Origin of the sequence: Lentzea sp. HUAS TT2 (assembly GCF_051853195.1) — a bacterium.
Lineage (GTDB): Bacteria > Actinomycetota > Actinomycetes > Mycobacteriales > Pseudonocardiaceae > Lentzea.
In genome coordinates this window covers 4,151,349-4,170,107 of record NZ_CP196667.1, presented here as the reverse complement: position 1 = coordinate 4,170,107, position 18,759 = coordinate 4,151,349, and the positions used below count along the sequence as shown (strand labels likewise).

Here is an 18,759-nt window from a genome sequence, read left to right as displayed (position 1 = left end):
TCCTCTCGCCTGTGTTCGTTTTCCCACCGCCCGATAATCGTGGTGCTGTCCCGTGATGACGGCAGCCCGGCACCCCATGTCACCCGTTCGTGGAATCGCAATTACCCGAACTGGTGACCGGCGAGCTGTTCGTCACCAAAGGAAGTCACGATTAAGCTGAAAATCACCCGCTTTCGCCACTGGAATTGACCGGAATCTCACGGGATCTAACGCACCCCGGCGAGCGTGGCGAACGGCTCCCGGCGCGGCAGGGCGGTGGGGAGACCTGCCAGCCTCTCCAGCGCGGAACACACCCTCACGGCGGCACGCCCGTCGCCGAACGGGTTGCGCCCCAGGGGAAGCCGCAGCCGGGAGCCGAGCACCCAGCCCGCCTCGGCGAGGATGCGGGTGGTGTCGGTGCCGACGAGCCAGGCGCACCCGGCGTCGACGGCGAGCATGCGTTCGGTGGTCTCGCGCAGCACCAGCACCGGCACGCCGAACGTCGGCGCCTCCTCCTGGATGCCACCGGAGTCGGTCAGCACGAGCGCCGAGCGCCGCAGCACGCGCACCAGGTCCGGATAGGCGAGCGGGTCGGTGATGACGATGCGCTCGTGGCCGCCCAGCAGCGACACGACCTGTTCGCGCACACCGGGGTTCGGGTGCGCGGGGATCAGCACGTGCAGGTCGGGGTGGCGGTCGGCGATGGAGCGCACGGCGTTGAGCACGCGCATGAGCGGGCGGCCCCACGACTCGCGGCGGTGCACGGTGACGAGCATGAGCCGGCCACCGGTGGCGTCCAGGGTGCGTTCCAGGGCGGCGAGATCGGGGCTGGACGCGGGGAGGTCCAGGGCCGCGACGCGCTGCACGGCGTCCACGACGGTGTTGCCGGTGACGACGATGTGGCTGTCCGGCAGGGACTCGGTGTTCAGCGCGTTCGCGGCGTCGTCGGTCGGCGCGAGGTGCAGCGAGGTGATGCGGGAGATCATCTGCCGGTTCCCCTCCTCGGGGAACGGGCCGTACAGGTCACCGGTGCGCAGACCGGCTTCGAGGTGCGCCACGGGGATGCCGCGCCAGAACGACGCCAGCGCCGCGGCCAGGGTCGTGGTGGTGTCGCCCTGCACGAGGGTGACCGCCGGGTCGCGCTCCTCCAGCACGGCGTCGAACTCGGGTAACAGGCGGGAGACCAGCTCGGCCTGCGTCCCGGTGGCGCGGGGCACGTCCAGCCGCACGTCGGGCACCAGGTCGAACGCCGCGAGCGCCTGGTCGACCATGTCACCGTGCTGTCCGCTGTGGACGATCGTGGGACGCAGGCCGGGGTGCCCCTTCAGCGCGACGGCGACCGGGGCGATCTTCAGGGCTTCTGGCCGGGTGCCGGCCACCAACAGAACCTCTTTGCTCACCGTGTCCTCTTCTCGGGGGAGAGAGCGGGAGGTCCGCCTGGGGCCGGGGGCAACCCCAGGCGGACCAATTCAGCCAGCTCGATTCGGTCTGGCCTGGACGGGGATCGCTCGGCGCCGCTTCCGCGCCGAGTGCATGAGGAACGCACCCGCGACGAGAAGGACGATTCCCGCGACGATCCACCACGTCACGTCCGCGCCGGTGACCGCGAGGGCACCCACGCCCGTGCCGACACCCACGCCGGTTCCGGGGACCTTGTACATCTGCCGCTCTCCTGGTCAGGCCGGGTTCAGCGACGCGCGGCGGCGCAGCGCCACGAACGCGACCGGAGCGGCGACGACACCGAGCAGGCCGAGGCCGATCCACAGGCCCGCCCCCGACGCCATCGGGATGGGCAGGCCGGCGGGACCGCACGTGGCGGACGAGATGATCACGTCGCCGGTGCCGATGCCTCCGAGCACGCCCTGCAGCAGCTTGATGTGGATCGCGTTGACCGTCAGGCTGCCGTCGTTGTTCTTGACCTGCTCGTTGAAGATCACCTCAGCGATCTTGACGCCGGCCAGCTGGACGTCGAGCTTGGTGTTGGCCGCCGGATCCGCGTTGACCTGGCCGAGCTTGCCGAGGTTCACGCCCGCGAGCTTCGACTTGCCGGACAGACCCTTCTGGGTCGCCGTGCACTCCGCCTCCACCAGTTCGGCGGAGATCTTGCCGGTGACCTTGGAGAGCAGGTCGACCCGGACGTCCGCGGTGCTCGCCCGCGAGTACACGCCGCCGGAGTTCTCGTCTCGTGACGCGGCGGCGTTGATGACACCGGTCTTCAGGATCCCGGTGAGGTCGACGCCTGCGAACGAGTTCGTGGTGGGCCCGTTCGCATTGGCTGCGGCGAACGGCTCCGCGTTGACCGCGGGGTTGCCGAGCAGCGTCACGTTGAGCTTCGCACCGTAGGCCGAGGCGTCCCCCGGAGCGGCAGAAGCAGGAGCGGCACCGACCAGGAGTGCGGCAATCGCGATGACTCCAGCCAGTCCCGTCATTCGGACACGCATGAAACTCCTTCCCTTGATTCCTCCGGCCCCAAGGCGCGTTGATACCAATCTGGTTTCACGCTTTCCGGGGGCAATTACCGGCATCGGCTTTCTTTCGAGGGAACTGAGGGTTACTCCCCGTATCGGGCGACACGACCACTCGACTCGCCCAGTGGGCGCCACCCATCGTGGTGTTTTTGATCAATTTCCGGTTACGGCATCACCCGATCCGGGGCTGAGGGATGACGTTGCGTCTACCGATGGAACGTCAAGTAGCCCGTCTGGGCGCTCCCTCATCGGTGGAAAGGATCCTCGGGTGACGCTTGCCCTGCGCCGCGCCACGTTCCCGAGCCGGGTGACGGTGGTCGTCCTGCTCGCGGTGGCCGCGGGACTCGTGTTCGCACACCGCCTGTACCGCACGGCGGAGATCTCGCTGTCCGGCGCGGTCCTGAGCGTCATCAGCTCGTACGGCGTGCACGTGGTCCCCGACCGCCAGACCGTCTACTTCGGACTGGGTTCGGACACCCCGCTGGGCCTGCGGATGACACCGGAGTGCACGTCCGCGTTCCTGGTGCTGCCGCTGATCGTGGTGGGCGCGGTGATGATCGCGCTGCGCCCGCGCATCCAGAACCGCGTGCTGTTCGCGCTGGGCATCGCCGCGCTCGCGGTCGTGGTCGTCAACCAGTTCCGCGTGCTGACGCTGGTGGGTCTGGTGCAGTGGCTCGGCGTGGACACCGGGTACTACTGGGGCCATACCCTGCTGGGTTCGATGGTGAGCGTGTTCGGTGGCGCGGCCGCGTTGGTCGCGTTCGTCTGGCTGGCCACGCGCAAGTGAGCCTCGACCTCGTCCTCGGGTTCACGCAGGCGCTCGCGCTGACGATGAGCGTCGCCTTCGTGACGTACGTGTTCGTGATCGTGATCCCGTACCTGCGGCGCAAACCCGCGCCCCTGGGCGATCCTTCGTCGCTGGAATGGCACTTCTTCGTGCCGTGCCGCGACGAGGAGGCCGTCATCGGCGACACGATCCGGTACCTGCGCGGGACCTTCCCCATGGCGCACGTGTGGGTCATCGACGACGACTCCGACGACCGCACCGCCGGAGTCGTGCGGACCTTGAAGCGCAACGGCGGTGTGCGCGACCCGCAGATCCATCTCGTGCAACGCCAACGCCCGTACGCGCGCACCGGCAAGGGCAACGCGCTGAACGACGCCTACCGCACGTTGAAGATGTGGATGGGCCGCCGCGCGGACCCCGACCGCGCGATCATCGTGGTCGTCGACGCCGACGGCCGTCCCGCGCCGAACTGCCTGGAAGTCTGTGCGGCACAACATCTTTTCGGCAACCCGCGGATCGGCGCCGTGCAGGTGGACGTGCGGATGATCAACGCGGGGCAGCGGCAACCCGGCGTGACGTGGTGGCGGCGCGCGTTCGGTGCCGGGCTCGTGCGCATGCAGGACCTGGAGTTCCGCACGGCCATCGCGGCGATCCAGATGTCGCGCGGGGCCACCGGCACGATCTCGATGGGCGGCAACGGCCAGTTCACCCGTCTGTCCGCTTTGGACTCGATCGCCGGGCCGACAGGAAGCCCGTGGCGCGGCTCGTTGCTGGAGGACTTCGAGCTCGGCGTGCACCTGCTGACCGAGGGCTGGCACACCGGTTTCTCGTTGGACACGCACGTGAACCAGGAGGCGCTCTACTCGTTGCGGCGGTTCCTCGCGCAACGCACCCGGTGGGGCCAGGGAACCATGCAGTGCATGCGTTATCTGCGGCGCATCTGGGACTCCGACCACCTGACCACGCTGGGCGCGGCGGAGATGATGTACTACCTCGCGCAACCGTGGATGCAGTTGCTGGGCACGCTCATCTACCCGATTCCGATGGCGATGATGGCGTACCGGTTCGCGATGTCGCCTTCTGAAGTCATCACGTGGTTCTTCGACGGCGCGTGGATCCTCTTCACCGTGTACGGCGCGTTCGGGCTCATGCCGTTCGTCCTGTGGGGACCGGTGTACCGCGCACGCTGTGTGCCCGTTGGTTTCTGGAAATCCATCGCGTACGGGTTCGGCTACGCGCTGTACATCTACACCTTCTACATCACCTCGTGGCGCGCGCTGATCCGCTTGGTGCGCGGCAACAACGGTTGGACCAAAACGCGCCGCAACGAGGACAGGGTGGCGGGCAAGGTCGCCCTCGATGTGTGACCGGTCACTTTGTGGAGATCGAACAAAGACGTTCTCGAGCTCGTCTGGTTAACCTCGGTTCACTCGATTCCGTCTGGGAGGGAACCGTGACTCTCGCACTCGCGCCTCGTCGCACCGTGCTGGCCGACTTCGTGCCGGGCGCGCTGGCCCGCGACCTCACGCTGGTCGTCGCCGGCGCCGCCCTCACCGGCCTCGCCGCTCAGGTCGCGTTGCCGATCCCCGGCAGCCCGGTCCCGCTGACGGGCCAGACGTTCGCCGCACTGCTGGTCGGCGCCTCCCTGGGCTGGCAGCGCGGGGCGACCTCGATGCTCCTGTACCTGATCGCGGGCGTCGCGGGCGTGCCGTGGTTCCAGGGCGGCTCGTCCGGCGTCCCGGTCTCGCTCGGCTACGTCGTCGGCTTCGTGTTCGCCGGCGCCCTGGTGGGCTACCTGGCAGGCCGCGGCGGCGACCGCACCCCGTTGCGCACGCTGGGCACGATGGCGCTGGGCAACCTGGCGATCTACTCCGTCGGCGTGCCGTGGCTGATGGCGGCGACCGGCATGTCGTTCGGCAAGGCCCTGGCCGTGGGCGTGCTGCCGTTCCTGATCGGGGACGCGTTGAAGATCGCGCTGGCCGCGGGTGTGCTGCCGGGAGCCTGGGCGCTGGTGCGCCGGAGGTAGTTTGGACCGGGTGGTGACACCTGGGGAGTACCTGTCGTTCTTGGATGCGCGCCTGCCGGGTCTTGTGGCAGGCGCGCACGTTTATGGGTCGCGCGTGCTGGACGACGTCGTCGCCGACTCGGACCTGGACATCGTGATCGAGCTTTCTTCACCCGCCGAAGTGCCCGCATTCGAGGGCGCCGACGTCGCCGTGGTTCCGGCGGGTTCGTTGGAGAAGCCGGTTTTCGACGTGACGCCGCTGGCCGGTGAGATCACTCCCGTGCTGTGGCAACAGTTGCGCACCGTCGGCCAGACCGTGCGCGGCGCACGGCCTACCTGTCCCGGCACTGCTGCTGAGGTCGAGGCGTACTGCCGTTCGAACCTGGTCGACTACTGGAAGCTCGACTTCGATCGCCTCCGCTCCGTACTCCCCACGCTGGATCCCGAAGCGGCCTTCCCGCGCGACTCCTTGCTGTGGGTGGGCCTCGGCCCGGCCAGGCTGTGGCACACCATCCGGACCGGCGAGATCGTCGGCAAGTCCCGTGCAGGCGAACTGGCCGCCGCCCGCTGGCCCGACCTGCCGATCCTGGACCTGGTCGCGTCGAGGCGCGGCGCGGAAGTCCCGCTGAAGGTCTCGCACGCGGCAGCGTCCCTCGACCTGTTCGACCGAATCCTGGCCGACGTAACGACGTGACCGGTTCGGCCGAGAAATCCGCGTGACGACGCATACCCCCGAAGAGCTGGGCTGCCTCGCCGGCGGCCCGGCCCGCGCGGCCGAGGTCGCCCTGTCCCGCCTGATCCAGGCGGGCCTGGTCCGTGTCTCGCGCGAGGGCGTGCTGAGCGCCGTCCACCTGCCGGGCAGAGGCCCCTCCACCCCGCTGGAGGCGCAGATCCTGAGCGGCCTGCGCCACGGCCGCCACCTGAACGACGTCGTCTTCACGGCCTTCAGCTCGCCGGAGGCGGAGGGCCTGCGCGGCCACCTGATCAACCGCAGGCTGCTCCGCCGCCGCCGCTCGATGCGCCCGCGTCTCTACCCGTGGCTGTTCCTGCTGACGCCGATCCTCGTGATCGCCGGGGTGATGAGCGCCGTGGCCCCGCACCTCCTGGTGGACTTCCTGGACTTCGGCCCGCCGCTCACCGAGTTCCCGTTCTGGTACTTCTTCGCCGCCGCGGTGGTAGCGCTCGTCTGGGCCCTGGTCCTGAAGGCCCGCGACCCCGGCCGCCTGCGCACCAGGGCCGGCTACGTGCTGCTGAAGCGCGCCAGGCGCCGGGTGACCCCGCAGGACCCGGTCGGTGCGGTCGCGGTACGGGGTCTGCGCGGACGGATCGGCGGCGTCGCGGTCGCCGGGATGTTCGGCCTCAGCGCTGTCGCGATCGCGACGCTGCCTGGTCGTGAGACGACGACCAGCAGCAGCTGCGGGGGCGGGTGTTCCTCGGACAGCGGCTGCTCGTCGGGTGACAGCGGTGGCGGCAGCGGCTGCGGCGGCGGATGTGGTGGAGGCGGCGACTGAGCTCGTAACGGCCTCGGTGCGGGAGCCGACAGGCGCGACATGACCAAGTGGGACGAGCACGGAATCCTGGACAAGGTGACCACCGCGCTGCGGCAGGACGGTAGGCCCTACATGACCGCCTACCAGCTCGCGATCAAGCTGGAACGCGCCCACCCCGGCCTCGCGGAGCGGCTCGGCAAAGTCCTCGGAGGCGCGGGCATCGGAGTCCGGAACAGCCTGGCCGAATATCTGGGTGGCCAACTGGCGGGCCGCATCGACCGCGAAGGCACCGCGTTTCCCGTCGAGCGCGCGTACCTAAGCAACGACGAGATCCGGGAAGTTCGCTTCGCCGCCCCGGACGGGGACTTGGTCAGCAGCCTGACCGGAAGCGGCTACCACCTGTCGATCTACCGGTTGCGAGGACCGGTCAGCGACGCCTGACCGAGACTGTCGGACCTGCCGGGTACGGTCTGTCCCGTGCCTGAAGTTCCCCCCACCCTGAGCCTGCTCGAAACCGCCGTCCACGCCGTCGGCGGTGCGGAGCGCCCTGGTCAGGTGGAGATGGCCGAGGCCGTCGACCACTCGATCCGCACGGGCGAGCATCTCGCGGTGCAGGCGGGCACGGGCACCGGCAAGTCGCTGGCGTACCTGGTGCCGTCCATCCGGCACGCGGTGGCCGAGGCCGAGACCGTGGTGGTCTCGACGGCCACGATCGCGTTGCAGCGGCAGCTGGTCGACCGGGATCTGCCGCGGCTGTCGAAGGCGCTGAAGAAGGACCTGGGCAGGGAGCCCACGTTCGCGATCCTCAAGGGCCGCAGGAACTACCTGTGCATGCACCGCGTGCACAACGGGGCTCCGGACGAGCCGGAGGAGGACGCGCTGTTCGACCCGTTCGCGGTGTCGAAGCTAGGGCGCGAGGTGAAGCGGCTGCACGAGTGGTCGTCGGACACCGAGACGGGCGATCGCGACGAGCTGGTGCCTGGCGTGAGCGAGCAGGCGTGGCGGCAGGTCAGCGTCACGGCTCGGGAGTGCCTCGGCGTCTCGAAGTGCCCGATCGGGTCCGACTGCTTCGCGGAACGGGCGCGGGCGGAGGCGGGCAAGGCGGACGTGGTGGTCACGAACCACGCGATGCTCGCCATCGACGCGTTGGAGGGCTACCAGGTCCTGCCGGATCACGACGTGGTGGTGATCGACGAGGCGCACGACCTGGTCGACCGCATCACGTCGGTGGCCACGGAGGAGCTGAGCGGCGCGAGCGTCTCCATGGCGGCGAGGCGGTGTGGGCGGCTCATCGACCAGGACATCGCGGACCGGCTGGCCGAGGCCAGTGACGGGCTGGCGATGATCCTCGAGGACATGCCGTCCGGCCGGCTGGACGCGTTGCCGAGGGCTCTCGCGGGTGCGCTGGCGGCCACGCGCGACGCGGCGCACAACTGCGTGACGGCCATGGGGTCGGAGAAGAAGGAAGACCCGGACGCGGCGACGGCGCGCAAGCTCGCGCTGGCGTTGCTGGAAGAGGTCCACGACTGCGCGGTGCGGGTGCTGGAGGCGTTCGACGAGGAACGCGACGTCGTGTGGGTGTCGGGCGACTTCAACCAGAAGGCGCCGTCCATCAGGGTCGCCCCGCTCGGTGTGGGCGGTCTCCTCAGGGAACGGCTGTTCGCCAAGCGCACCACCGTTCTGACGTCCGCGACGCTGACGCTCGGCGGCGCCTTCGACACGATGGCGCGCCAGTGGGGGCTGCCGCCGTCGGAGAAGGTCCGCAAGATCGAGGGCGCGGCGACGGACAAGGACATCGACGGTCCGAAGTGGTCCGGCCTCGACGTCGGTTCGCCGTTCCAGCACGGCACGAGCGGCATCCTCTACGTGGCAAGGCATCTGCCGCAGCCGGGGCGTGACGGCCTGCCGCAGGAGTACCTCGACGAGATCGAGGGCCTGGTGAACGCGGCGGGCGGCCGCGCGCTCGGGCTGTTCTCCTCGACGCGTGCCGCGAAACAGGCCACCGAGGCGCTGCGGGACAAGCTCGACTACCCGATCCTGTGCCAGGGCGACGACGCGACCGGTCTGCTGGTCAAGAAGTTCTCCGAGGACGAGCGCACGTGCCTGTTCGGCACCCTGTCGCTGTGGCAGGGCGTCGACGTGCCGGGGCCGAGCCTGCAGCTCGTGATCATGGACCGCATCCCGTTCCCGAGGCCGGACGACCCGCTGGCCTCCGCCCGCCAGAAGGCGGTGAGCTCACGCGGCGGCAACGGTTTCCTGACCGTCGCCGCCACGCACGCCGCCCTGCTGATGGCCCAGGGCGCCGGCCGTCTGTTGCGCTCGATGTCGGACAAGGGTGTGGTGGCGGTCCTCGACCCGCGCATCGCCACCGCCCGCTACGGCGGCTTCATCAGGGCCTCACTGCCGCCGTTCTGGACGACCTACGACCCCGAGGTGGTCCGCGGCGCGCTCAAGCGCCTGGACCAGGCTCAGACCCCTTGATCCGCTCCACGAGCTCGTCGCGGTAGGCCTGCGCGTCCGCCAGTTCCGGTTCGGAGCCGTCGGTCCGCTTGAGCGCGCCTTCGAGGATCTTCAACGCCTGCCGCTCGTCCCCCTTCGCGTCGCCCAGCCGGGCCGCGTCCTCCATGGCTTTCGCGAGCTTGGTGCGCGGCGCGGGTTCGGTGGTGGACTTGTTGACCCGGATCCAGTTGCCGGCCGGGTCAACGACGGCGAACCCGGTGTACCGGTCGTTGCGCAGCCGCGGCCGGGTCATCCGCGGAATGCCGGAGATGAGCATCTTCCCGTGCACAGCGCGCATTCGAGCCGCGAAGTCCTCGAACAGCGGACCGGTGTCCTCCACGATGACCACGCACGTGCTGTGCGACTGCTCCGGAACGTGCCCTTCCAGGCCGTAGAAGTGCAGGTTGATGTCTTCACGCCGCACGCAGACGTACGGGTTCGGCCGCGTCTGCCGGTACGTGACGGAGAAGCCGAGCATCTCGTAGAAGGCCGCCATCTCGTCGATGTCGACACAGGGCAGGAGCGGGATTGTCAGTTCGTTTGCCACCGCCCGAAGCTAAGCCCGGATCAGCCGAAACGACACGGAGCTATTTGCTCATGCGAACAGCATGACGACTCCACCCAGCACCAGCAGCGCCGACACCACGGCGATGACGAGCACCCGCCCACGCGATGTGCCGACATGTTTCAAGGCAATGCCCAACGGACCGATCCCAGCCACGACAGCCCCTTTCGAAGGCATAGCAACGGAAGCACGCACAGCCCCGAACGCCACCCACAACGGCGACATGCCGAGTTCGTGCGCGCCAACAACATCCGCTTCCCACTGCTCGCGATAGCGCTCATCGCGCACAACGGCCGCCGCGAACCGCACCAACAACAACGCGACTCTCATTGCGCTGTCCGAGGTACGAACCGAGGCGCCGGAGCCGCCCGAGCGACGACCCGACGGGCTTCCGCGGCGCCCTCGGCGGTCAGCCGGTACATCCGCCGCCGCGGCCCACGCCGTTCGGCGTCGTCGTCCCACACGGACGTGACCCACCCGGCGCGCTCCAGCCGGTCCAGCAACGGGTAGACGCTGCCGGACGGCCTGCCGGTGAGCTTGATGATCTCCAGGCCCCAGCGCGGCTCGTCCGCGCCGAGCAGCGCGTCGAGCACGTCGACGGTGGCCTTGCCGATGCGTTGCAGTGGCTCCACGCCACCAATACTACCTATGTAGATTAAGCCGTTCAAGCAGCTCTTCGCGGAACTCCAGCGCCGACGCCCGCTCCTCCTCCGAAGCGTGCACCTCCCGCGCCAGGGCCCCTTCGAGGATCCGCAACGCCTGCCGCTCGGCCCCGTGCGACCCGGCCAGCGTCACCGCGTTGGTCAACGCCCTGGTCAGCCCGTTGCGCGTGGCCTCGCGCTCCCGCACGGCCGGCACCACCCGGATCCAGTTGCCACCGGGGTCGACCATCAGGAACCCGTCGCGCCGAGGACGCGTCATCCGCGGGATCCCCGTGAGCAGCACCTGCCCGTAGACCGCGCGCATGCCGTGGGCGAACGCCTCGTACAGCTCCCGCGGGTCCTCGACCTGGATCAGGCACGAGCTGTACGACGCGGCGGGTTCGTAGCCGGGGATGCCGAAGAAGTGCAGGTTGATCTCGTCGCGCCGCACCGACAGGTACGCGTTCGGCCGATACTGCCGATACGTGACCGTGAAGCCGAGCATCACGTAGAACTCGGCCACCTCGTCGATGGAGGCGCACGGCAGCAGCGGGATCGTCACCTCGTTGGCCACGCCGCCACGCTAGCGGCGCAGGTCAGCCGTCGACCAGCAATCCACGTAACGGTCCTTGCAATCTTCCGGCACGGCGGGACACACCGGGCAGCGGCATGACCCGCGCCGGACGTTCCAGCGCCGGCCGCCACACCTCGTCGACCACGAGATGCGCGGGGCCGGAGACGTCCGCGTCCAGGTGCTCGGCCCACAACCGCAGGCGGGTCGAGCGGGCCACCTCCGCGTCGTCGGTCACCAGGTTGACCTCGGTGTCGTTGAACAGCGAGTGCTCGTTCAGGTTCGCCGAGCCGACGGAGAGCCATTTGTCGTCCACAATGGCCAGTTTGGCGTGCACGTAGACGGGCGCGTCACCGTGTGCGACAAGGGTTGCGGCGACGAGCCGATTGTCGGTGTCCGCGTCGAGCAACCTGCCGAGCTGGCCGCGGGTGGTGTCGGCGCCGTTGCTGGGCTTCTGCGGCAGCAGCAACACCATCCGGAACTCCGGCGTCGGTGGGTTGCTCAGCTTCTCCAGCAGCACCTCGGTGATCTCCGGCGACCAGAGGAACTGGTTCTCGATGTACACGAGGGACTCGGCCGAACGCAGCGCCCGCAGGTATGAGTCGAGCAGGCTGAAGTCGCCGTGCGGTGAGAACGAGTAGGTCTTCTCCGGGATCGTGCGCACCATCTGCACCGACGACGACCCGGCCTCGGGCGGCACGACGGGTGAGGGCAGGGTCTCCCCCGCGATCTCCAGCCAGCGCGCGGCGAAGTGCGAGGCCACCTCCGCGACGACGGGGCCCTCCACGCGGGCGATGTGGTCGTGCCAGCCGAGGTCACGCGGCGGATGCTCCGGTGAGTCGTGCCGGTCGCCCTCCACCGCGGTCATGTCGAGGCCTCCGACGAACGCCACGTCGTCGACGATCACGATCTTCTCGTGATGGCAGTGCATGGTCCGCTCGCGCGCGTCCAGCTCGCACCGGACCGCGCCGCACTCCAGGAAAGCCTTCTGTGCGGCCAAAGCACGCTTGCGCGTCGGCTCGAACATCGGGAAGGGCGGACCGGCCCACAGCAGCACGCGCACCGGAACCCGTTCCGCGGCAGCCGAAAGCAGCTCACGCAGCTGCGGCGCACCCGGCTCACGGGTCAGCTTGAAGTCCGGCGACGCGTGCCAGTTCGCGATGTGCACGTACTTCTGCGCGTTCTCGATCGCCTTCGCCACAGCGGGGAACGCGGTGGCGCCGTCGATCAGGATCTCGATCTTGTTGCCGCGCTGCACCGGGCGGCGCGGGGTGAACGACCCCGTGCCGTCACCGGCCAGCACCTCGCCCCACCCCAGTCGCCGCAACCGGCGAGTGTGGTGCGAGCACAGCATGTTCTCCAGCCCGTCGCCGAGCCGGGCGTCAAGAACGTCGAGTAAGCCCACAAGACGCGGATTTACCCGATTCGGGCACTTCTAAACAGCGATCACCGTCGTCGTACCCGGCTCGACCTCCGTGAAACCCGCGTCCCGCACCGCCACGACGTCGCCGCGGTGGATCAGCGAGTCCCACTCCGCCACGGACGGCGTCCGCACGGCACACCGGTAGTCGAGCGCCGTCCACGCCTTCAGCTCGGTCTCCGACAGCGTCGGCGCCAGCAGCATCGACGCGTGCCCGACCTGCGCCGCGAGCTTCCCCGCGGACATCTCGACGCGCGGGTTCACGTACAGCAGCCGCGCGCCCTCTGGAACGGCGCCGGGCTCGTCCACCGGCAGGTCGGAGCCGGAGATCTGCAGCTTGGCGACCTCCCGCGGCGTCTCGGACACCAGCACGGGCAGCAGCGAACGCACCGAGGCGCCGTCCACGGTGATCGTCACCCCTGGCAGCTCCTGCACGGCCTCCCACTGCACGCCACGGGCCCGCCGGGACACCTTGCGGATCCGTCCGGCGACCCAGGCACGCACGGCCTCGTGCCACTCGCCGTCGACGTCTGCGCGCGGGTCGAGACACACCGCGACCGCCGAAGCGGCCGCGGCCTCCAGCAACGCCGTGCGGGACGGCGGGTCGACACGTTCGATGCGCAACACCATCGGCATCGCGCGGACTTCGGACTCCTCCGCGTAGTTCCGCGAGGCGATCAGGTCGAGAATCATCACAGCCGGGTCAGCTCCATGCCATCGGCGGCGTCCGCGGCTTCCACCTCGGCCCGCGTCACGCCGAGGATGAACAGCACCGCGTCCAGGAACGGGTGCGAGAGCGCCGTGTCGGCCACCTCGCGCAGAGCGGGCTTGGCGTTGAACGCGATGCCCAGCCCGGCCGCGCCCAGCATGTCGATGTCGTTCGCGCCGTCACCGACCGCCACGCACTGCGCCAGCGACACACCGACCTCCTCGGCGAACCGGCGCAGCGCCACGGCCTTGCCCGGCCGGTCCACGATGTCGCCGACGACCTGGCCGGTCAGCTTGCCGTCCACGACCTCCAGCGTGTTCGCCGCGCAGAAGTCCAGCTGCAGCTCGTCCGCGAGGCCCGTGATCACCGACGTGAACCCGCCGGACACCACACCGCAGTAGAAGCCGAGGCGCTTCAACGTCCTGATCGTCGTGCGGGCGCCGGCCGTGAGCTCCAGGTTGGACCCGACCTCCTCCAGCACCTTCTCGTCGAGGCCCTCCAGCAGCGCGACCCTGCGCCGCAGCGACTCGGCGAAGTCGAGCTCGCCGCGCATCGCGGCCTCGGTGATCTCGCGCACCTGCTCCTCGCACCCGACGTGCGCGGCCAGCATCTCGATCACCTCGCCCTGGATCAGCGTGGAGTCGACGTCGAACACCACCAGGCGCTTCGCCCGGCGCGTCAGGCCGGCCCGCTCGACCGCGATGTCGAGACCCACCCGCACCGACACCTCGGCGAGCGCGGACCGCAGCTGCGTGTCGTTCTCCATCGTGTCGTCCGCGACGGAAACGCGCAGCTCAAGACCCGTGACGGGGTAGTCGGCGACACCGCGGATGGCGTCGATGTTCACGCCCAGCGACGCGAGCCGGCGCGCGACCTCGGTGAACGCCTTCGCCGTGACCGGGCGGCCGAGCACGATCAGCACGTGCGACGACTCCAGGCGTGCCGTGCGCTTCGAGTCCGCCCCGATCTCGATCTCCACGTGCATCGAGACGGTGGCCATGGCCTGCTCGACCGACTCCTGCAGCCCCTCGGGGTCGTGCTCGGTCGAGACCAGTGCGCCGAGCACCAGCCGCCCCCGGATCACGACCTGCTCCACGTCCAGCACCTCGACGCCGTGCCTTGTCAGCACGGCGAAGAGCACGGAGGAGACACCAGGCTTGTCGGGGCCGGTCACGGTGATGAGCACGGGCGTTTTCACGTCGTCGTCTCCTCGTAAGACGCGAAGAGCCCCGACCGCGACAGCGACCGGGGCTCAGCGTTGAACCTGTTAATGGCAGGTTACTTGTCGTGGTCCGGATCTTCCTTCTCGGAGGCCGTACCAGACTTGATGGCCGCTGCAGCCAGCTCGGACGGAGCCTGCTTGGCGTCCTTGTGCGCGATCGTCTTGCCGGTGAAGGTCACGTGGCCCTCGTTCCGGATCCGCTCGATCATGTGCGGGTAGTGCAGCTCGAACGCCGGGCGCTCCGAACGGATCCGGGGCAGCTCGGTGAAGTTGTGGCGCGGCGGCGGGGACGACGTCGCCCACTCGAGCGAGTTGCCGTAGCCCCACGGGTCGTCCACCTTCACGACCTCACCGAAGCGGTAGCTCCGGAAGACGTTCCAGATGAACGGCAGCGTCGACGCGCCCAGGATGTAGGCGCCGATCGTCGAGATCATGTTCAGCGTCGTGAAGCCGTCGGACGCGAGGTAGTCGGCGTACCGGCGCGGCATGCCCTCGTTGCCCAGCCAGTGCTGGACGAGGAACGTCGCGTGGAAGCCGAGGAACGTCGTCCAGAAGTGCAGCTTGCCGAGCGGCTCGTCCATGAAGCGGCCGGTGATCTTCGGGAACCAGAAGTAGATACCCGCGAAGGTCGCGAACACGATCGTGCCGTAGAGCACGTAGTGGAAGTGCGCGACGACGAAGTACGTGTCCGACACGTGGAAGTCGATCGCGGGGGCGGCCAGCAGGATGCCCGACAGACCACCGAAGAGGAACGTGACGATGAAGCCGATGCTGAACAGCATGGGCGTCTCGAACGTCAGCTGCCCCTTCCACATCGTGCCGATCCAGTTGAAGAACTTCACACCGGTCGGGACCGCGATGAGGAACGTCATGAAGGCGAAGAACGGCAGCAGCACGGCGCCGGTCGCGTACATGTGGTGCGCCCACACGGCGACGGACAGGGCCGCGATGCCGAGCGTCGCGTAGACCAGGCCGTTGTAACCGAAGATCGGCTTGCGGCTGAACACCGGGAAGATCTCCGACACGATGCCGAAGAACGGCAAGGCGACGATGTAGACCTCCGGATGCCCGAAGAACCAGAAGAGGTGCTGCCACAGGATCACGCCGCCGTTGGCGGGGTCGAACACGTGGGCGCCGAGATGCCGGTCAGCCAGCAGGCCCAGCAGGGCCGCGGTCAGGATCGGGAACGCGAGCAGCACCAGCACCGACGTCACCAGGATGTTCCAGGTGAAGATCGGCATCCGGAACATCGTCATGCCGGGCGCGCGCAGGCAGACCACGGTGGTGATCATGTTCACCGCGCCGAGGATGGTGCCGAGACCACCGACCACCAGGCCGGAGATCCACAGGTCGGCGCCGACGCCGGGCGAGTGGATGGCGTTGCTCAGCGGCGTGTACGCGAACCAGCCGAAGTCAGCCGCACCACCGGGGGTGATGAAGCCCGCCATCACGATCAGGCCACCGAAGAGGTAGAGCCAGTACGAGAAGGCGTTGAGCCGCGGGAACGCCACGTCGGGCGACCCGATCTGCAGCGGCAGCACGAAGTTGGCGAAGCCGAACACGATCGGCGTCGCGTACAGCAGCAGCATCACGGTGCCGTGCATCGTGAAGAGCTGGTTGAACTGTTCCTGCGAGAGGAACTGCATGCCGGGCCGGGCCAGCTCGGTCCGCATCAGCATGGCCATCGCGCCGCCGACCATGAAGAAGGCGAACGAGGTGACCAGGTACATGATGCCGATTTGCTTGTGGTCCGTGGTGCGGAACATCCGCAGCAGGAAGGACCCCTTGACCGCAGTGCGCGTCGGATAAGGACGCGTTGCGATCGGCTGCGGGGCTACGGCCGTCACGGTGCCTCCAGGCCTTGGTGGGACCAGTTCGTTCGGGAAACTCCTGGGGATATTAGACGGAGCCGATCAGCTCCGTTCGGGTGGCCCAGGGCCGGTGGCCAGCGGCGTAGCGCACGTCACACGTATCCTGCCGCCGTGCTCCGATTGCTCGCTGTCGCTTCTGTCCTGTTGCTGGCCGCCTGCGGCTCTCCCGCCACGCACAACTCGGCGGACGTCGAGTTCGCGCGGGGAATGGTCCCGCACCACGAACAGGCGCTCGAGATGTCAGGGCTCGTCGCGTCCCGCACGGAGAACCCGCACGTGATCGATCTGGCCAAGCGCATCGAGGGTGCGCAGAAGCCCGAGATCGACCGCATGAACGGCTGGCTGCAGTCGTGGAACGCGCCGGTGCAGGCGTCAGCGCACAGCACGCACGGTCACACCGAGTCGCACGGCATGGTCGAGCTGGGCAACCTCGCCGACCTGGACGGCACCGAGTTCGACCGCCAGTGGCTGTCGCTGATGATCCAGCACCACCGCGGCGCCGTCGAGATGGCGCAGAAGCACCTCTCGGCCGGCACCGACCCGGAGACCCGCAAGCTCGCCCAGGACGTCGTCAGCCACCAGGAGAAGGAGATCGCGGAAATGGAGTCGCTCCTCCCCCAGGGCTGATGCCAGCCTTCTTGCCGTGAACGCTCTCGCAGCCGCAGTGTCGTTGGCGGCCTCGCACGGCGTGGTCTCCACCGACCCCGTCGTGCTGAAGACCGGCAGCAACGTCCTGGTGTACCTGCGCCCGGCCCCGGTCGTGGCCCGCATAGCCGCCCGCACGGCCCTGGTCCGGCCCTCGGTCGCCTCACACTTCGCCCGGGACCTGTCGGTGTCGGCGTTCCTGGACTCCCGCGGCGTCCCGGTCGTGACACCTTCCGCCGAGCTACCGGCGGGACCTCATGTCGTCGACGGCTTCGTGATCTCGTTCAGCACGTACGTCCCCCACGAGCACGGCCTGCGGCTACCGCACGACGACGTGCTCAAGCTCCTGCCGGACCTGCACGCCGAACTGAGACACTACGAGGGCCCATTGCCCGCACGCGGCCCTCTGGACGACGTCGACAACGTCCTGACCTACCTGGACCACCGGGGCGCCCCGAACCTGGACAGGTTCCGCACCTGGCGCGACTCGCTGCTTCAGGAGTGGACCGAGCACTACAACGACGTCCAGCCCCTGCACGGCGACGCACACCCCGGCAACCTGCTGATCACCGAGTCCGGCCCGGTCTGGAACGACTTCGAGGACACCTGGCGCGGCCCCGTCGCCTGGGACGTGGCGTGCCTGATGAGCAAAGGAGCCGCCCAGCGCGCCGTAGAGATCTACGGCGGCGGAGCGGCTCCTTCAGACGTGGAGTTCCACGTGCAGACACGAACCATGTTCGGCACGCTCTGGGGCGTGCTCATGGAGTGGTCTTAGACGCGACGCCTGCGCATCACGAGCACCAGGGCAGCACCGGCCGCCACCAGCGCGGCACCGAGCCCGAGCATCCACGCGGACCCGAACCCAGTCGCGGCCAGCTCGTCCTCGTTGGCGACGGGAACGATCGCGGGCGTGGTCGTGGTGGTCGGCGCGACCTCGGAGGACGACGCCCCGGTGGTCGTCGTGGTGGTGCTGGAGGTCGAGCTCGGGGTCGACGACTGGGTCACCGTCGAAGTCGTCGTCGTGGTGGTGGTCGTCGTGGTCGTGGTGGTGGTCGTCGTGTCCTTGACCCCACAGCCGTACCAGTGGCTGATCTGCGGGAGCTGCCCGCCGTTGTTGAACGGCGCCCGCAGCTTCTCCCACGGCAGCGCCGCACCGAGCTTGTCGGCGAGGTAGACGTTGAACTTGTCCCCGCCCTTCACCACCATGCCCGTCACCTTGATGCCCTCGGGCAGCCCGGTGATCTTGAGGTACAGCTCGTTGTCGCCACCCTCGTACTCGAAGAGGTTGGGGTGGACCGTGAAGCCGGTGAGCCCGCCGACAGTGCAGGCCTCCGGGTGGTTGATGTCGACGTTCTTGAGGAACGGCGTGGCACGCGGGTCGTCCGTCGTAGGCACCTCGGGCTGAGCGAGGGCGGTCGTCGCCAGCACCAGCGAGGCCAGGGCGGCCATGGCGGCCGAGGCGAGCAGGCCGGATCGTCTCAGGGGCGTCAAACGCATCGGTCACTCCGTGGGTGTCGGCGGATGCGGCGATCTAAGACGATCGACGTCCCCCGAACGGGCTAGATGACGATCAACTTCGCCCTTGTGGCCGATTCGTTATTGCTCTGTGAAGTGGCATCCCCAAACGACCGAACGCCGAACGGGCCGAGCACCGGCCCGTTCGGCGTCCAGATGAGACTCAGAGGTCTTCCTCGACCTCGGCTGGCCGCAGGAACACCGTGCCTCCGCCATTCGGTCCACTCCGGAACCGATCGACCGGAACGACCTGCCGTCGGCTTCGACGACGCGGGCCTCCTACCTCGCCGAAGTGACGCGGCTTGGACACGAGGCGCTCCGGAATCAGCGGGGGCTGCATAAAATACTCATCGAGAGCCATCGGATTTTCTC

At 68.8% G+C, this 18,759-nt stretch carries 21 protein-coding genes; 9 read left to right on the top strand and 12 right to left on the bottom strand.

What is annotated here, in order from left to right; genetic code table 11:
* Nucleotides 1-206 precede the first annotated feature (206 nt).
* The 3 genes from wecB to ACSHWB_RS20970 form a co-directional block, all read right to left on the bottom strand.
* The gene (wecB, locus tag ACSHWB_RS20980; protein WP_439663697.1) at nt 207-1,379 is read right to left on the bottom strand and encodes a non-hydrolyzing UDP-N-acetylglucosamine 2-epimerase; all 1,173 of its coding nucleotides are present in this window, start codon (nt 1,377-1,379) and stop codon (nt 207-209) included.
* A 69-nt stretch (nt 1,380-1,448) separates the two neighbouring features.
* On the bottom strand, nt 1,449-1,640 hold the full coding sequence (locus tag ACSHWB_RS20975; protein ID WP_439663696.1) for an LPXTG cell wall anchor domain-containing protein: 192 nt from the start codon (nt 1,638-1,640) through the stop codon (nt 1,449-1,451).
* Between the two features lie 15 nt (nt 1,641-1,655).
* Entirely contained in the window at nt 1,656-2,420 is a 765-nt protein-coding gene (locus tag ACSHWB_RS20970) for a choice-of-anchor P family protein (protein WP_439663695.1), read from the bottom strand.
* 295 nt (nt 2,421-2,715) lie between these two features.
* Between ACSHWB_RS20970 and xrtP the strand changes: the two genes are divergently transcribed.
* The 7 genes from xrtP (at nt 2,716) to ACSHWB_RS20935 (ending at nt 9,210) form a co-directional block, all read left to right on the top strand.
* Entirely contained in the window at nt 2,716-3,234 is a 519-nt protein-coding gene (gene xrtP / locus ACSHWB_RS20965) for an exosortase P (protein ID WP_439663694.1), read from the top strand.
* A gap of 44 nt (nt 3,235-3,278) precedes the next feature.
* Nucleotides 3,279-4,601: a glycosyltransferase gene (locus tag ACSHWB_RS20960; protein WP_439664638.1), complete on the top strand. Its 1,323-nt coding sequence runs from the start codon at nt 3,279-3,281 to the stop codon at nt 4,599-4,601.
* 86 nt (nt 4,602-4,687) lie between these two features.
* Nucleotides 4,688-5,260, top strand: a complete 573-nt coding sequence (locus ACSHWB_RS20955) for a biotin transporter BioY (protein WP_439663693.1) — start codon at nt 4,688-4,690, stop codon at nt 5,258-5,260.
* Nucleotides 5,261-5,270: 10 nt separating this feature from the next.
* Nucleotides 5,271-5,933 carry a hypothetical protein gene (locus tag ACSHWB_RS20950; protein WP_439663692.1) on the top strand — a complete coding sequence of 221 codons (663 nt, stop codon included), beginning with the start codon at nt 5,271-5,273 and terminating at the stop codon, nt 5,931-5,933.
* Nucleotides 5,934-5,955: 22 nt separating this feature from the next.
* Entirely contained in the window at nt 5,956-6,750 is a 795-nt protein-coding gene (locus tag ACSHWB_RS20945; RefSeq protein ID WP_439663691.1) for a TIGR04222 domain-containing membrane protein, read from the top strand.
* Nucleotides 6,751-6,789: 39 nt separating this feature from the next.
* Nucleotides 6,790-7,170 carry a hypothetical protein gene (locus ACSHWB_RS20940; protein ID WP_439663690.1) on the top strand — a complete coding sequence of 127 codons (381 nt, stop codon included), beginning with the start codon at nt 6,790-6,792 and terminating at the stop codon, nt 7,168-7,170.
* A gap of 120 nt (nt 7,171-7,290) precedes the next feature.
* Entirely contained in the window at nt 7,291-9,210 is a 1,920-nt protein-coding gene (locus ACSHWB_RS20935; protein WP_439664637.1) for an ATP-dependent DNA helicase, read from the top strand.
* Here the strand turns inward: ACSHWB_RS20935 and ACSHWB_RS20930 are convergent.
* The 8 genes from ACSHWB_RS20930 to ctaD all read right to left on the bottom strand — a co-directional run bounded on the left by ACSHWB_RS20930 (nt 9,179) and on the right by ctaD (nt 16,203).
* Nucleotides 9,179-9,775, bottom strand: coding sequence for a hypothetical protein (locus ACSHWB_RS20930; protein ID WP_439663689.1), 597 nt, complete (start codon nt 9,773-9,775; stop codon nt 9,179-9,181). The genes ACSHWB_RS20935 and ACSHWB_RS20930 overlap by 32 nt on opposite strands.
* A gap of 48 nt (nt 9,776-9,823) precedes the next feature.
* The gene (locus tag ACSHWB_RS20925; RefSeq protein ID WP_439663688.1) at nt 9,824-10,123 is read right to left on the bottom strand and encodes a hypothetical protein; all 300 of its coding nucleotides are present in this window, start codon (nt 10,121-10,123) and stop codon (nt 9,824-9,826) included.
* Nucleotides 10,120-10,425 (bottom strand): PadR family transcriptional regulator, encoded by a 306-nt coding sequence (locus ACSHWB_RS20920; RefSeq protein WP_439663687.1) that lies wholly within the window; start codon nt 10,423-10,425, stop codon nt 10,120-10,122. The genes ACSHWB_RS20925 and ACSHWB_RS20920 overlap by 4 nt, the downstream gene beginning before the upstream one ends.
* A gap of 10 nt (nt 10,426-10,435) precedes the next feature.
* Nucleotides 10,436-11,008, bottom strand: coding sequence for a bleomycin resistance protein (locus ACSHWB_RS20915; RefSeq protein ID WP_439663686.1), 573 nt, complete (start codon nt 11,006-11,008; stop codon nt 10,436-10,438).
* 22 nt (nt 11,009-11,030) lie between these two features.
* Nucleotides 11,031-12,410, bottom strand: coding sequence for a phospholipase D-like domain-containing protein (locus tag ACSHWB_RS20910; RefSeq protein ID WP_439663685.1), 1,380 nt, complete (start codon nt 12,408-12,410; stop codon nt 11,031-11,033).
* 30 nt (nt 12,411-12,440) lie between these two features.
* Complete coding sequence (locus ACSHWB_RS20905; RefSeq protein WP_439663684.1) at nt 12,441-13,118, bottom strand: peptidyl-tRNA hydrolase; 678 nt, start codon at nt 13,116-13,118, stop codon at nt 12,441-12,443.
* Nucleotides 13,118-14,332 (bottom strand): phosphoserine phosphatase SerB, encoded by a 1,215-nt coding sequence (gene serB, locus ACSHWB_RS20900; RefSeq protein ID WP_439663683.1) that lies wholly within the window; start codon nt 14,330-14,332, stop codon nt 13,118-13,120. Before serB ends, ACSHWB_RS20905 begins: the two co-directional genes overlap by 1 nt.
* 80 nt (nt 14,333-14,412) lie before the next feature.
* The gene (ctaD, locus tag ACSHWB_RS20895) at nt 14,413-16,203 is read right to left on the bottom strand and encodes an aa3-type cytochrome oxidase subunit I (RefSeq protein WP_439663682.1); all 1,791 of its coding nucleotides are present in this window, start codon (nt 16,201-16,203) and stop codon (nt 14,413-14,415) included.
* A 135-nt stretch (nt 16,204-16,338) separates the two neighbouring features.
* Between ctaD and ACSHWB_RS20890 the strand changes: the two genes are divergently transcribed.
* Entirely contained in the window at nt 16,339-16,854 is a 516-nt protein-coding gene (locus tag ACSHWB_RS20890) for a DUF305 domain-containing protein (protein ID WP_439663681.1), read from the top strand.
* Nucleotides 16,855-16,870: 16 nt separating this feature from the next.
* Nucleotides 16,871-17,647 (top strand): phosphotransferase family protein, encoded by a 777-nt coding sequence (locus ACSHWB_RS20885; protein WP_439663680.1) that lies wholly within the window; start codon nt 16,871-16,873, stop codon nt 17,645-17,647.
* Here ACSHWB_RS20885 and ACSHWB_RS20880 read toward each other — a convergent pair.
* Nucleotides 17,644-18,369, bottom strand: coding sequence for an LPXTG cell wall anchor domain-containing protein (locus ACSHWB_RS20880; RefSeq protein ID WP_439663679.1), 726 nt, complete (start codon nt 18,367-18,369; stop codon nt 17,644-17,646). The two genes, ACSHWB_RS20885 and ACSHWB_RS20880, sit on opposite strands and share 4 nt — an antisense overlap.
* Nucleotides 18,370-18,759 lie beyond the last annotated feature (390 nt).